At 67.5% G+C, this 13322-nt stretch carries 14 protein-coding genes; 5 read left to right on the top strand and 9 right to left on the bottom strand.

Annotation, left to right across the window (positions count from 1 at the left end):
* Position 1 precedes the first annotated feature (1 nt).
* Positions 2 to 1468 (top strand): sensor histidine kinase, encoded by a 1467-nt coding sequence (locus tag AC1DBX_RS12130; protein WP_476931841.1) that lies wholly within the window; start codon positions 2 to 4, stop codon positions 1466 to 1468.
* A 190-nt stretch (positions 1469 to 1658) separates the two neighbouring features.
* Positions 1659 to 1946 (top strand): WXG100 family type VII secretion target, encoded by a 288-nt coding sequence (locus AC1DBX_RS12125; RefSeq protein WP_026538909.1) that lies wholly within the window; start codon positions 1659 to 1661, stop codon positions 1944 to 1946.
* A 13-nt stretch (positions 1947 to 1959) separates the two neighbouring features.
* Here AC1DBX_RS12125 and AC1DBX_RS12120 read toward each other — a convergent pair whose 3' ends face one another.
* The 6 genes from AC1DBX_RS12120 to AC1DBX_RS12095 form a co-directional block, all read right to left on the bottom strand.
* Positions 1960 to 3006: an RNase H family protein gene (locus AC1DBX_RS12120; protein ID WP_476931840.1), complete on the bottom strand. Its 1047-nt coding sequence runs from the start codon at positions 3004 to 3006 to the stop codon at positions 1960 to 1962.
* A 135-nt stretch (positions 3007 to 3141) separates the two neighbouring features.
* Positions 3142 to 4779 (bottom strand): chaperonin GroEL, encoded by a 1638-nt coding sequence (gene groL, locus AC1DBX_RS12115; RefSeq protein WP_079555368.1) that lies wholly within the window; start codon positions 4777 to 4779, stop codon positions 3142 to 3144.
* A gap of 295 nt (positions 4780 to 5074) precedes the next feature.
* Positions 5075 to 6343, bottom strand: a complete 1269-nt coding sequence (locus tag AC1DBX_RS12110) for an ABC transporter substrate-binding protein (protein ID WP_476931839.1) — start codon at positions 6341 to 6343, stop codon at positions 5075 to 5077.
* Between the two features lie 59 nt (positions 6344 to 6402).
* Positions 6403 to 6606 carry a cold-shock protein gene (locus AC1DBX_RS12105; protein WP_230008017.1) on the bottom strand — a complete coding sequence of 68 codons (204 nt, stop codon included), beginning with the start codon at positions 6604 to 6606 and terminating at the stop codon, positions 6403 to 6405.
* Between the two features lie 158 nt (positions 6607 to 6764).
* Entirely contained in the window at positions 6765 to 7403 is a 639-nt protein-coding gene (locus tag AC1DBX_RS12100; RefSeq protein ID WP_476931838.1) for a LytR C-terminal domain-containing protein, read from the bottom strand.
* 93 nt (positions 7404 to 7496) lie between these two features.
* Positions 7497 to 7760, bottom strand: coding sequence for a DUF3263 domain-containing protein (locus tag AC1DBX_RS12095; RefSeq protein ID WP_223915291.1), 264 nt, complete (start codon positions 7758 to 7760; stop codon positions 7497 to 7499).
* Between the two features lie 203 nt (positions 7761 to 7963).
* On the opposite strand from AC1DBX_RS12095, the gene AC1DBX_RS12090 reads away from it, so the two are divergent.
* Both AC1DBX_RS12090 and AC1DBX_RS12085 read left to right on the top strand, forming a co-directional pair.
* Positions 7964 to 8770 carry a uracil-DNA glycosylase gene (locus tag AC1DBX_RS12090; RefSeq protein ID WP_476931837.1) on the top strand — a complete coding sequence of 269 codons (807 nt, stop codon included), beginning with the start codon at positions 7964 to 7966 and terminating at the stop codon, positions 8768 to 8770.
* Between the two features lie 51 nt (positions 8771 to 8821).
* On the top strand, positions 8822 to 9661 hold the full coding sequence (locus tag AC1DBX_RS12085) for a siderophore-interacting protein (protein ID WP_476931836.1): 840 nt from the start codon (positions 8822 to 8824) through the stop codon (positions 9659 to 9661).
* Between the two features lie 82 nt (positions 9662 to 9743).
* Here AC1DBX_RS12085 and AC1DBX_RS12080 read toward each other — a convergent pair whose 3' ends face one another.
* Positions 9744 to 11240 carry a threonine/serine exporter family protein gene (locus AC1DBX_RS12080; RefSeq protein WP_476858013.1) on the bottom strand — a complete coding sequence of 499 codons (1497 nt, stop codon included), beginning with the start codon at positions 11238 to 11240 and terminating at the stop codon, positions 9744 to 9746.
* A gap of 30 nt (positions 11241 to 11270) precedes the next feature.
* Positions 11271 to 12344 (bottom strand): lipid II:glycine glycyltransferase FemX, encoded by a 1074-nt coding sequence (locus tag AC1DBX_RS12075; RefSeq protein ID WP_476858012.1) that lies wholly within the window; start codon positions 12342 to 12344, stop codon positions 11271 to 11273.
* Between the two features lie 114 nt (positions 12345 to 12458).
* Between AC1DBX_RS12075 and AC1DBX_RS12070 the strand changes: the two genes are divergently transcribed.
* Positions 12459 to 13028: a TspO/MBR family protein gene (locus tag AC1DBX_RS12070; protein WP_230007213.1), complete on the top strand. Its 570-nt coding sequence runs from the start codon at positions 12459 to 12461 to the stop codon at positions 13026 to 13028.
* Between the two features lie 108 nt (positions 13029 to 13136).
* On the opposite strand, the gene AC1DBX_RS12065 is transcribed toward AC1DBX_RS12070, so the two are convergent.
* Positions 13137 to 13322: L-serine ammonia-lyase, iron-sulfur-dependent, subunit alpha (locus AC1DBX_RS12065; RefSeq protein ID WP_476931835.1), on the bottom strand; the 186-nt coding region annotated here is incomplete at its 5' end.

Here is a 13322-nt window from a genome sequence, read left to right as displayed (position 1 = left end):
CTTGCTGTACCGCTGGAAATCGGCGTCGCTGCGCTCTCAGCTCGTGGCCATCATGATGGCGCTCATGCTGGTGGCCCTCACGGCTACCGGGGCGGGCACGCTGACGCTGCTGCACAGCTTCCTGCAGGGCCAGGTGGATGACAAGCTCCGGGCCGCCGTCGAATCCGCGCGGCAGCAGCAGTCCTTACGCCAGTTGCAGGAGACCAACTCCACCGTTCCCACCGACTACTCGCTGATGCTCTTCAGCCCCGGTCTTCCGCCCTACACGTTCGGCGGCGACAAGGAATCCCACCCCGCGCTCAGCACCTTTTCCTCGGTCGAGGCCCGGGAACGCCAGCAGATGCCGTTCCAGGTCCGCGGATCCGAGGGCGGCAGCTGGCGGGTCGTGGCCGTCAGCGTGGTGGACAACAACAACCGCGGCGCCGTCGTCGTGATCGGGCTGCCGCTGGACCCCGTGGATTCGGTGATGGAACACGCTGCGCTGGTGGTGGTGGGTGTGGGCCTGCTGACGCTTGTGCTGGCGTTCTTCATTGCCACCTGGACTGTTTCGCGGTCCTTCCGGCCGCTGGCCCGGGTGGAGAAGACGGCCGCCGCGATCGCCGCGGGAGACTTGTCCCAGCGTGTGGAGGTGGAGAACCCGGGCACGGAGGTGGGCCGGCTTGGGAGCTCGCTCAATGCCATGCTCGCGCACATTGAGACGGCTTTCGCCGCCAGGATGGCGTCCGAGGCGCGGATGCGGCGCTTCGCCGCCGACGCCTCGCACGAACTGAGAACCCCGCTGGTGACCATCCGCGGGTTCTCCGAGCTGTACCGGCACGGGGCGTTGTCCACCCCGGAAGACGTGGCCACGGCGATGGGGCGGATCGAAAGCGAAGCCAAACGCATGGGGGCCATGGTCGAAGACCTGCTGCTGCTGGCCAGGATCGACGAACAGCGGCCGTTGCAGCAGAAGCCCGCAGACCTGCTGCTGCTGGCCAACGACGCCGTGGTGGACACCCAGGCGAGCGACCGCAAACGCACCATCACCCTCACCGGGATTGACGGCGCGGCCCCGGCCGCCGCCCCGGTGCTGGGCGACGAAGCCAAACTGCGCCAAGTGGTCAGCAACCTGGTCGGCAATGCCCTGCGCTACACGCCGGAGGGCACCCCGGTCGAAATTGGCGTCGGGGTCCGGACCGCACCGGACGGAACACGGCAGTCCGTGATCGAGGTCCGGGACCACGGACCGGGGGTTCCGGATGAGGAGGCGGCCCGTATTTTCGAGCGCTTCTACCGGGCCGACACCTCCCGGACCAGGGAGACCGGCGGCAGCGGACTTGGCCTGGCGATCGTGGCCGCCATCGTCGGCTCGCATTCCGGGTCCGTGCGGGTCGGGAAGACCGACGGCGGCGGTGCCACGCTGGTGGTCAGCATCCCGCTCCTGGACGAAGAGGCCACGGAACGGTCCACAGCGGACTTATCCACATAGGGGCCGACGGCGGTGTCCGGCCGGCGGGCCGCCCGCCTACGCTCGAGGTGTCCGGAAGATCCGGATGAGGCAGCCGCTCCCCGCCAGCTCTCACCGAAAATGTCACCGCAATACCTCACCGCAGACCCGCTGACGTTCACCGTGCTTCGCCGGGCCGCGGCCGCCTCCCGAGCATTCGAGAGGCATTTCCATGAGCATCATCTCCGTCGATACCGAACTCCTCCAGCTGAAGTCCGCCAACGTGCAGGCCACGGTGGAGAGGATCAGCGCGGACGTCCACGCCATGAAACGGGGGCTGGACGAGCTCCAGGGCAGCTGGCGGGGCTCCGCGGCGACTAATTTCCAAACCCTCGTGGCCGAGTGGACGCTGACCCAGGGCAGGGTCGAGGCGTCCCTGGCGTCCATCAACCTCGCGCTGAACTCCGCGGCCGCCACCTATGCGCAGGCGGAACTGGGCAATGCGCAGCGCTTCACGTGAGCCGCACGCGCCCTCAGGCCTCGGGTGTGCCCTGGTGGAAGCGCAGGCGCCATTGGGCGCCTTCAAGGACCCACAGGGAGCTGCGCAGGGCTGATCCCTCACGGGTGTGGCTGCGGTAGGTCAGCAGGATGGTCTTCTCACCCAGCCGGTCCGCGCCCAACAGTTCCAGCTCCACGGCTCCGCCCGGGTTGTCCTCGAGTGACATCATCATGGCGTCGCGGGTCCAGATCCGGCCGGAGCTGCCGATTTCGGTGAAGTCCGGGTGGAGCAGCACGCCCGTGCGGCCCAGGTCTGCCCGGGTTTCGGGGCGGAGCAGTTCGCGTTCGAGGGACTCGACGACGGCTTCGGCGCTGGCCTCCGCCCGGTCTACGGCAGGTTCTTCTTCGAGTTCGCTGAAGAGGTCCGGTTCGTCGTAGGTCCCCGGCGCGCCAAAGAGTTCCTGCTGGCCGGCTGGCGCCGGGGCTGCCTGCGGCCGGGTCGCGGGGGCGGGCTGTGGGGCGGCGGGCTGGGCGGCGGGCTGCATCTTGTCCTGCTGTGTCTTGTCCTGCTGTGTTTTGCCCGCTGGCGGTTTGCTCGCTGGCGGTTCGCCCTCCGGGGTGCCGAACCCGGGACCCTGCCGGACGGCCACGCCCTGCTGGTACGCCGTGGCCGCTGCCCGGGCGCGGACGTCGGCCGCCTCGTTGAGCTCGTGCCCCGCGTGGCCCCGCACCCACTCGAAGGTGTACTTGCGGCCCACGAGCGCCTGGTCGATGTCCTTGAGGAGGTCCACGTTCAGCACCGGCTTGCCGTCGGCTTTGCGCCAGCCCTTGCGTTTCCAGCCGGGCATCCACTTGGTCACGGCGTTGATGACGTACTGGCTGTCGCAGAGGATCAGCAGGTCTTCCCCGGGCATGTGCGCCGTTGCCCGGAACAGGTCCAGCACCGCCATCAGTTCGCCCTGGTTGTTCGTGCCGTGGGGCCACCCCCCGGCCCGCCAGCAGTCGTCATTCACATACCAGGCCCAGCCGGCCGGGCCAGGATTTCCTAAGGCCGAACCGTCGGCCGCTGCTGTAATCGTCACTGGCCTATCCTGCCAGAACCCGCCGACGCCCACCGACGCTCCCTTGGACAGGGGCCGCGCTTAACCGGCGACGGCGGCCCCACCCGAAGGTGGGACCGCCGTCGTCGAACAGCCGGTGATGGCTGGCGCGGGTGGTTAGAAACCGCCCATGCCGCCCATGCCGCCCATGTCGTCGCCGCCGCCCATCGGGGCGCCACCCTTCTCGGGCTTGTCGGCTACAACGGCCTCGGTGGTGAGGAACAGGCCGGCGATGGAAGCCGCGTTCTGCAGGGCAGAGCGGGTTACCTTGACCGGGTCGTTGATGCCGGCGGCCAGCAGGTCGACGTACTCGCCGGTGGCGGCGTTGAGGCCGTGGCCTGCGGGCAGGCCGCGGACCTTGTCCACGACGACGCCGGGCTCGAGGCCGGCGTTGAAGGCGATCTGCTTCAGCGGGGCGTCGATGGCAACGCGGACGATGTTCGCGCCCGTTGCTTCGTCACCGGAGAGCTGCAGGTTCGCGAATGCCTTGGCGCCGGCCTGGATCAGGGCAACGCCACCGCCGGCGACGATGCCCTCTTCGACAGCAGCCTTGGCGTTGCGGACGGCGTCCTCAATGCGGTGCTTGCGTTCCTTGAGCTCGACCTCGGTTGCGGCGCCGGCCTTGATGACTGCAACGCCGCCGGCCAGCTTGGCCAGGCGCTCCTGCAGCTTCTCGCGGTCGTAGTCGGAATCGGAGTTCTCGATCTCGGCGCGGATCTGGGACACGCGGCCGGCGATCTGGTCGGCGTCGCCTGCACCCTCGACGATGGTGGTCTCGTCCTTGGTGACAACAACCTTGCGGGCCTTGCCAAGGAGTTCGAGTCCGGCGGTCTCAAGCTTGAGGCCGACTTCCTCGGAGATGACCTGGCCACCGGTGAGGATGGCGATGTCGGCCAGCTGCGCCTTGCGGCGGTCGCCGAAGCCTGGAGCCTTGACGGCGACGGACTTGAAGGTGCCGCGGATCTTGTTGACGATCAGGGTGGCCAGGGCCTCGCCCTCGATGTCTTCGGCAATGATCAGCAGCGGCTTGTTGGACTGCATGACCTTTTCCAGGACAGCAACCAGTTCCTTGACGTTGGAGATCTTGGAGTTGACGATCAGGATGTACGGATCCTCAAGGACCGTTTCCTGGCGCTCAGCGTCGGTGACGAAGTAAGCGGAGATGTAGCCCTTGTCGAAGCGCATGCCTTCGGTCAGCTCCAGCTCGAGGCCGAACGTGTTCGACTCCTCGACGGTGATGACGCCTTCCTTGCCGACCTTGTCGAGGGCTTCGGCGATCAGGGCGCCGATCTCGTTGTCGCCGGCGGAGATGGACGCGGTGGCGGCGATCTCTTCCTTGGTCTCGATTTCCTTGGCGGAGGCCAGGAGCTCGACGGTGACCGCGTCAACAGCCTTCTCGATGCCGCGCTTGAGGGACAGCGGGTCAGCGCCGGCCGCGACGTTGCGCAGGCCTTCCTTGACCAGGGCCTGTGCCAGCACGGTTGCCGTGGTGGTGCCGTCGCCTGCGACGTCATCCGTCTTCTTGGCAACTTCCTTGACCAGCTCGGCGCCGATCTTTTCGTAGGGATCGTCCAGCTCGATCTCCTTGGCGATGGAAACACCATCGTTGGTGATCGTGGGGGCGCCCCACTTCTTTTCGAGGACGACGTTGCGTCCCCGCGGGCCGAGGGTGACCTTGACGGCGTCGGCGAGGATGTTCAGGCCCCGCTCAAGACCGCGGCGTGCCTCTTCATCAAATGCAATGATCTTGGCCATAACGGCAGTAGTCCTTTCGGGACAGTCGTTAAGAATGAACCTTCGCTGTGGTGCCCGCGACGGACGATCCCAACCCCGCGGCCTCTGTATGCCGCCGGGTCCGGGATCTCACCCCAGCAAGGTGTTTCTTTAGCTCCTGGACCGGCTGCCCCACTTCGCGGCCGGGCGGACCGGGCGTCGTGTTAGCAGTCAGTGCGCTGGAGTGCTAAATCAATAATTAGCACTCCCCCGGGGAGAGTGCAAGCAGTGGCCGGCCGGAACCGGCCGCCACGCGGGCACAATACGCTACGAGCGATCAGCCGCCGCTGCTGCTCGCGGCTTCTGTGCCGTCCACCGTGGGCAGGTTGTCCTCGCCGTAGGTCGAAACCATGTAGTTCGCTTCGGTGATGTCGCCGTGGGCATCAAAGTTGATCCGTCCGGACTGGCCGTCGTAGTCCGGCCGCTGGCCTGCCCGGAGGACGCCGACGCAGTCCTTGTAGCTCGTGCATGACTCGCTGGGCGGCTGGCTGCCGCCGGCCCCGGTTCCGCCTGCTGCCGGGGTTCCGCCGGAGACCGCGACGAGGGACGCCGCGATGGAGGTGCCGGCGTCGTCCTCTGCGGCGGCGGCGGCGACGGCGGCCAGGACGACGGCGTCGTACGTCTCGGCGGCGAACACCATGTCCTTCAGCCCGGGATCAACGGCCACGAGGTCCGCCTGGAAGGCTGCGGAGGGAAACACGCCGGGCAGGATCCCGCGTGCACCCTCGAGCGCCCGGGCGCCCAGGCCAGAGCCGTACTTGCTGACTGCTCCGTCACTGAGGACCAGCTTCTTGCCGGCGAGGCCGGCGTTGTTCAGCTCGGCGATGGCGCCCTGTGCGCCGTCGCGCGAGACCAGGATGACGGCGTCGGGGTTGGCGGCCTTAGCGGCGGCGACAGCCTGCTGCGCCTGGCCGGGGGTGAACTCCGAGTCCGCCACGACTTCCAGTCCGGACTGTTTCGCCGCACCAACGACTGCGGCGGCGACGTCTTTGCCGTAGTCGCCTTCCTCATGCAGCACCGCCAGGGTCCTGGCGCCGCCGTCTTTGACCAGTTTGGCGAGGACGGATGCCTGGGCGATGTCGGCGGCCGAGGTGCGGAAATAGTAGCCGCCGCTCTTGTAGTTGCTGAGCGCGGCGGCGGTGTTGGCCGGGGAGATCACGGCTACCTTGGCGTTGGCCAGCACGTCGATGGCGGCCGGGGCACGGCTGGAATCGGTCGGGCCGATCACGACGTCGGCCTTGGCGGCAACCAGCGCTTTCGCCTGGGCGGCGGTGTCCGTGCTGATGGTTTCCGGCAGCAGCTCCACCGGTTTGCCTTTGTGCCCGCCGGCAGCGTTGATCTCCTTGACGGCAAGTTTGGCCGCCGCGAGCTCGGAGGCGTTGAGGAAGTGCTGCTTGCCCGTGTTGTCCAGGATCAGGCCGATGCGCAGGGTGCCGTCTCCGCTGGCGTCGCCGCTGGCCACGCGGGCACTGCCCGCGGGGCCCAGGCACCCCGTCAGGGCCAGGGCCGCTACGGTGCCCGCCGCCAGGGCGCGGCCCAGCGGCAAATGTCCTCCGCGGCGCCCGGCCGCGTTCCTTGGGGCGTTCGTGACGGCAGCCAGTACCACTAGGCGGGCCGGACGCTTTCGGCCTGCGGGCCCTTTTCGCCCTCGCCGACTTCCAGTTCCACCCGCTGGCCCTCGTCCAGGGCGCGGTAGCCTTCCCCGACGATCGCGGACCAGTGCACGAAGACGTCGTTCTCGGAACCGTCCACGGCGATGAAGCCGTAGCCCTTTTCGGCGTTGAACCATTTGACGGTTCCCAGTGCCATGGTGTCCACACTTTCAGCTAGCTTGCGTGCGGCCCACCTCGATGTGCGCCGCGGACTGCGAAGAGAAATCCGCAGATACTGTACCCACAGCGTCCCCCAGGAACGCCGGCGGCGGGCAGGGCCGCCGCCTAATAGTTATTGAGGCGTAACCGGATTGACTACTGGTAGCCGGGGCCGAGCACGACGACAAGGGGCATGTTGAACTCGGCAGAGTCCACAAGGGTGTCGACGCCGAGGAGGGCTCCGAGTGCCTCCGCATTGTCCTTCTGCTCGACGCCGCTGTAGAAGATCACCGACGTCTGTTGCGGGACACCGCCCCAGTTGCCTGTCTCGCCCAGGACCCAGCCGTCGGAGGTGACGGTGCCGCCGACGCGGGTGGCGAGGCCGGCGGTGGTGGTCGCGTTGTAGATCGTCACCGGCTGCGTCTTGTCGACAGCGGCGGCTGTGGCGCCCGGCGTAGCTGACGGCGAAGCCGCCGGCGCGGCGGCGGCATCCGTGCCGGCCGGCTCCGGACTCGTCGGCGTGGGACTGGGGCTCACGGTGCTCGTGGCGGACGGGCTGCTGCTGGCAGATGCGGACGCGCTGCCACCGGCGGTCACGGCCGCGGCCTGGCCTGCGGAGAAGCCCAGCTTCGGCAGGATCAGGAAGGCCACCAGGCCGATGGCCAGGGCTACGCAGCCGGCCGCCAGGATCGGCGCCAGGCTCCGCCGCCGTGATGCCGCGACGGCCCGGTGGACTCCCTGCCGGGTAGAGGTCTCCGGGACCCGATCAAATTCATCCCGAGCGTATTTGGTCATGGTAAAACGACGTCCTTGCTGATTTCATACGGGGTGCCCGAGGCCGGAACGGACGCAACAGGACGTGCGCATCCGGCTGCTCGTGACGCGACTTTACGAATCTGTTCCCAGACGACGGGCAGTGCGGGCACGTTGGCGTGATGTACGTAGTCTACGCAATCTCTTGACCAGCATGGGATCGTGGGCCAGCGCATCCTCGGTATCGATGAGGGCATTGAGGATCTGGTAGTAGTGCGTGGCGGACAGATCGAACAGCTCGCGGATGGCCTGTTCCTTGGCCCCGGCGTACTTCCACCATTGCCGCTCCAAGGCCAGCATCTGCTGGTCGCGGGCGCTCAGCGCAGACTCCGCGGACACCCCGTCCGGGCCCGCGCCGGCGGTTGGGAATCCGGCAGAATCCCCCGCGAGCACGTGCTCTTGCGCTGTTTCGGCCACGACACACTCCTGGTTGATTCCGAAAAACCTGGCTGGTATTTGTTAAAAAGTCAGTCCCAATGCTACGGCCGAATGACAGGGTTGTCATTCGGGCGGGCGCAGAAACGGGCCGCAGCTGGGGAAGAATGGGTGCTGTGTTTGATGCCGAGTTTGACCCCGCCAGTGAACCCGACGCGCTGTTCGAGCTGGAGCCCGCAGCCGCGGACACCCTTAGCTTCGCGGACCTGGCACGCAGGCCGCTGGACGCGCTGGTTGCTCCGGACTGGGCGGGACAGCTGGCGCCGGTGGAGGCGCAGTTGCGCGAAGCCCTGGCCTTTGTCGCGGGCGAAGTGGCCGCCGGGCACGGCGTACTGCCCTCGCCGGCAAACCTGCTGCGGGCTTTCCGGCAGCCCCTGGCCGGCGTCCGCGTGCTGGTGGTGGGCCAGGACCCGTATCCGACGCCGGGGCACGCCGTGGGGTTGTCCTTCGCCGTGGACGGCGCCACCCGGCCGATCCCCCGCAGCCTGGCAAACATCTACAAGGAACTTCAGGCCGATCTCGGCTTCCCCCCGCGCGTCCACGGGGACCTCAGCCACTGGGCGGACCAAGGCGTACTGCTGCTCAACAGGGTGCTCAGCGTCCGTGCCGGCGCGGCGGGCTCGCACCGGAACAAGGGCTGGGAGGCTGTGACGGCGGCGGCCATCCGGGCAGTCGCCGGCCGCTCGTCCGTATCCGGCGCGGGCCATGCCCCCGTGGTGGCGATCCTGTGGGGGAAGGATGCCGAGTCCGTGCGGCCGCTGCTGGGGTCCGCAGCCGTGATCGCCAGCGCCCACCCCAGCCCGCTATCGGCCTCGCGCGGCTTCTTCGGGTCCCGGCCGTTCAGCCGGGCCAACGCCCTGCTGCTGCAACAAGGCAACGGGACGGTCGACTGGGAGCTTCCGCCGTTGCCGTAACAGGCCCCCGCGCAAAGCTCCCGCCGGGGGTTCTTGGTTAGGCTTAGCTGCATGACATCCGTCCCCGCAGCCTCCACCGCCACCCGGAACTCGCGCCCCCAGACCGATCTGACGGTCCTGCGCAGGGAGCAGCTCTCCCCGCACATGGTCCGGATCATCGCCGGGGGCCCCGGCTTCGCCGGGTTCGTCAACAACGACTATGTGGACCGGTACGTCAAGATCGTCTTTCCGCAACCCGGCGTCGAATACCCGGATCCGCTGGATTTGTGGGCCATCCGGGAAACCATGCCGCGCAGTCAGTGGCCGCATACGCGGACCTACACGGTCCGCTGGGTGGACCCGGAGGCGCAGGAACTGGCCATTGACTTTGTGATCCACGGCGACGAGGGGCTCGCCGGCCCCTGGGCGGCCTCGGCCCAGCCCGGCGATCGCCTGACTTTCACCGGCCCCGGCGGCGGGTACAACCCGGATCCGGCCGCGGACTGGTACCTGTTTGCCGGCGATGAATCAGCGTTGCCGGCCATCGGCGCGGCGATCGAATCCCTGCCGGAAGATGCCCGCGGCCTCGCCCTGCTCGAAGTGGACAGCGACGCCGACGTCCAGGCCATCGCCGGGCCGGCCGGCGTCGAATTGCGCTGGCTGCTGCGCGGCGGCGCACCCGCCGGTGAGAGCGAACTGCTGGTCACGGCGGTGCGCGACGCCGAGTGGCCCGAGGGCCGGGTGCAGGTCTTCGCCCACGGCGAGCGGGGCTACATGAAGGGCCTCCGGGACGTGTTCTACGTGCAGCGCGGGCTGGAGCGGGCCCAGGTGTCCCTCTCGGGCTACTGGGCCAAGGGCCGGGTGGAGGACGACTTCCAGGCGGAGAAGAAGCTGCCCATCGGCAAGATCTAGCGGCGCAAGCTTCAACAGCGCAAGATCTAGCAGCGCAAGATCTAGCGTTACCAGATCCAGCGGCTAGATCCAGCCGCACCAGCTAGCGGCGGCGGGCCCTGCGCCGTTCGTTGCTCGCCAGGCTCCGCGTCAGGGGCCGCGCCAGGGTGTCGCCGAGCACGACGCCGGCAGCGACACCGAGCACGATGGCCCCGGCGTTGAGCATGCCGCCGGCGCCCATGAGAATCTCCGATTCCTCGATGGTCAATACATACATCGACCGGAATATAGTGAGCCCCGGGAGCAGAATCAGCGCGGCGGGAACGGCCACAACCAACTGTGGGGCGCCCATCCGGAGGGCCACGACGCGGGCCAGCAGGCCGATCACCACGGCAGCGAGGGCCGGGGCGAAGCGGGATCCGATGCCCAGGGCGTCGCCGCCGATGAGGACCAGGTAGCCCACCACCCCCACGGCCGCCGTCGGCAGCAGCAGCTTCCAGCTGGTCTGTTCCGTGATGCCGATCATCAGCACCGCGATGGCGATCAGGATGACCACGGCCCACCACGGATACGCCGGAGGGAATGTTTCGGTGACATTGATCGCCTCCATGCCGGTCATATCCCCGACTACGAAGCCGACGGCAATGCCGGCAACGAGCGCGCCGAAGGTCAGCATGGTGGAGAGGAAACGGCCGGCCGCCGTGACGGGGAAGCCGTTGATCGCGTCCTGCACCGAGGAGACGAGCCGGCCGGTCGGCAGTAGCAGCAGGATTCCGCCGACCACCACGATGGCCGGCGGTATCTGGATTCCTACCATGCCGCCGAAACGCCATAACAGCAGGGCGATGAAGGTGACCAGGAAGGAACACGAGGCGGTGACGAAGAAGTCAGGTGTGCGCCACCGCCCTAGCTGCCTGGCCAGCAGGCTCACCAGCAGGTTGGAGACGAAAGCGACCGCAGAGGCTCCGAGGTCGCCGCCGAGAACACCGACGAAGACGGCCGAGAACACGCCGAATGCCACGGTGACCATCCAGCGCGGGAATGGCTTGGAACTGTGGGTGATGTCCTCAAGCCGTCGCACAGCCTCCTCACGTCCCACGCCGCCGGAGACGATGTCCGTGACGAGCTGGTGCACCTTGGCCAAGCCCGCGTAGTTGTTGGTCCAGGACCGCACGACACGAAGCAACGTGATGGGCGTCTGGTCCTTGGGGGCATAGTTGATGGCCACCGACTGGTTGGTGATGTCCACTTCGATGTTCTTCAGTCCCAGGGCGGCCGTGATGGCGATGATGCTGGTCTCAACTTCCAGGGCTCCGGCGCCGTAACGGAACATCGATTCCGCCAGATGCAAGGCAAAGTCGATCGTCTTGCGGGCCGAGGCGTCGACGCCGCCGACCTGGATCATCGGGTTCGCATAGGGGCTGCCGGCGAGCCGGTCAACGATGCTCATGGGCGCCGTCGGCGGGTTCTCGCCCTGTACCAACCTGCGCAACATGCGCTTCGCGGCGGCGTTCTGGCGCACCTCCACCGGCGACATCGGCTGCGTTCGGGGCAGGCCGTCCGTGGGCGGCCTGCGGTGGCCGCTGTATCCGTTATTCATTCCGGCCTCCTCACTGTCCTCGTCGGCTGTTTAGTAAAACTGCTGGCCCGTGCGCCGGGTGTAGACCTGGCGGGCCACGCGCTCCCCCGCCATCATCCAGGCCTTGTACTTCAGCGGGCTCAGGACCTGGTCATAGCAGCCGACAAAGTCGGTCACGGTTTTGCTGAAGCTGGTCTTGAACAGGCCCAGGCCATGGAACGGGTTTGAGGTGTCCTTGAGCTTGTCGCTCGGCGGCGTGCCGCAGAAGTCGTATTCGGTGCAGCCAAGGTCCTTGACCTGGTTGATTGCGGTCCACTGCACCAGGTGCGAGTCGCCGTACTGGCCACGCTTCTGCAGGGAGCCGCCGTCCTTGTACGTTCCCTTGCGGCCGTAGTTGATCACGAATGCGCCCACCGAGGGCACCCCGTTTTCGTACACGAAGAGCAGCCTGCCCTGATCCCGCTTCAGAAAGTTGGTCCAGAACTGGCGGTAGTACTCGTACTCGCGCACCCGGACCTGGGACTTGGCTTCCACCGTGGTGGTCATCAGGGCATACATGGCCCGGAAGTTCTCTTCCGTGGGCTCGACGTTGTGGACTTCCACGCCCTCGCGGATGGCGCGGCGCACGGCGTTGCGGCCCCGGGAGTGCAGGTTGCGCAGCAGCTGGTTTTCCTCGGGCGCAATATCGAGCAGCGCCGTGGAGTCGTTCGGCTGCAGGTTGTGGGTCTTGACCAGTCCGGCGGCCTCAAGGATCCGCGCGGCGTCGTCGGACAAGACAACATCCGGTTCGATCTTGATCGCGAAGACGCCCAGCTTGGCCCTTTTGACGAAGTCCGCGTTCGCCGCGACGATCCCGGGGATGTCCTCGACCGACGCCACGTCGGGTCCCTTGATCAGGTACCAGAGCTTGCCGAGGACCGGAAAGGACTTCTCCAGGATCAGGTTGTAGCTCGTGTAATCGGCCGACTCGTACACCAGGTGCAAGGGCTTCCAGCCAAAGTGCTGTTTGACCTCGGCGAAGGCTTCCGATTGCAGGAGATTGCCGCCGTTGGGGTTCGCCGTGACGTGGGCATCCCAGTTGGCAATCTCTTCGGCAGAGGCAAAACGGGCAGTGAATTCTCGCAAGGGTGCGGTATCCAATCATTGCGGTACGAGCTTCGGCGGCATGCGGACATGCAGCCCCAAGTCTATCGGTCCGCACCCTGCCGCCGGTCCGGGTCAGGCGGTTAGGCTGGTCTCATGCAGGCTCAGCAACAACCGCTGGAAGGCCGTCCCGGGGCGCCCGGCGGCCACTCTAAGGGCGTCGGAAGCGGCGCGGGCAGCGGCTTGTCCCAGGTGGTCGCGCTGCTTCTGTTCCTCGGCGCGTCGGCGCTCGTTGCGGCCTTGGGCGGCCTGGCCACGGCCAACCACGTCAACGGCTGGTACGCCACCGCGGACAAGGCCCCGTGGTCCCCGCCGAACTGGGTTTTCGGGCCCGTCTGGACGGTCCTGTACGCCGCCATGGCCGTCGCGGCGTGGCTGGTCTGGCGCAGCCGCGCCCCGGGGTCCAAAGCGGCCCTGACAGCCTACGGCGTGCAGTTGGGGCTGAACCTGCTCTGGACGCCGGTCTTCTTCGCCTTGTACCCGGCGCTCGGGACGCCGGCGCTGTGGATCGCGTTCGGGATCATCGTGGCTTTGGCCGTGGCCGTGGCCGCGACGGTGGTGCTCTTCGGACCGATCAGCCGGGCGGCAGGACTGCTGATGCTGCCCTACCTGTCGTGGATCGTGTACGCATCCTCGCTGAACCTGTGGGCGGCACTGCACAACTAGCGCCTGCACAGCTGCAGGCCGCACAACTGTAGGCCGCATGGCTGTAGGCCGCACAGCCGGAGCCGCCGGCCAGCGCCACGTCAGCCCCGGCCAGCGGCGGTCAGCTTCCTAGCACTCCACGACGTTGACGGCGAGGCCGCCCATAGCGGTTTCCTTGTATTTGGAGCTCATGTCCTTGCCGGTTTCGCGCATGGTCACGATAACTTCGTCCAGGGAGACCCGGTGCGTGCCGTCGCCCCAGAGCGCCATTTTGGCGGCGTTGATGGCCTTGGCGGCGGCGATCGCGTTGCGTTC

It is taken from the genome of Arthrobacter sp. 10N44_2 (assembly GCF_056394385.1).
This window is presented reverse-complemented; position numbering and strand designations above follow the sequence as displayed.

Bases quoted from the DNA above. Each gene is read 5' to 3' on its own strand.
- AC1DBX_RS12125 (WP_026538909.1), top strand. From the start codon at position 1,659: ATGAGCATCATCTCCGTCGATACCGAACTCCTCCAGCTGAAGTCCGCC.
- groL (WP_079555368.1), bottom strand. From the start codon at position 4,779: ATGGCCAAGATCATTGCATTTGATGAAGAGGCACGCCGCGGTCTTGAG.
- AC1DBX_RS12105 (WP_230008017.1), bottom strand. From the start codon at position 6,606: ATGGCACTGGGAACCGTCAAATGGTTCAACGCCGAAAAGGGCTACGGC.
- AC1DBX_RS12100 (WP_476931838.1), bottom strand. From the start codon at position 7,403: ATGACCAAATACGCTCGGGATGAATTTGATCGGGTCCCGGAGACCTCT.
- AC1DBX_RS12090 (WP_476931837.1), top strand. From the start codon at position 7,964: ATGGGTGCTGTGTTTGATGCCGAGTTTGACCCCGCCAGTGAACCCGAC.
- AC1DBX_RS12085 (WP_476931836.1), top strand. From the start codon at position 8,822: ATGACATCCGTCCCCGCAGCCTCCACCGCCACCCGGAACTCGCGCCCC.
- AC1DBX_RS12080 (WP_476858013.1), bottom strand. From the start codon at position 11,240: ATGAATAACGGATACAGCGGCCACCGCAGGCCGCCCACGGACGGCCTG.
- AC1DBX_RS12070 (WP_230007213.1), top strand. From the start codon at position 12,459: ATGCAGGCTCAGCAACAACCGCTGGAAGGCCGTCCCGGGGCGCCCGGC.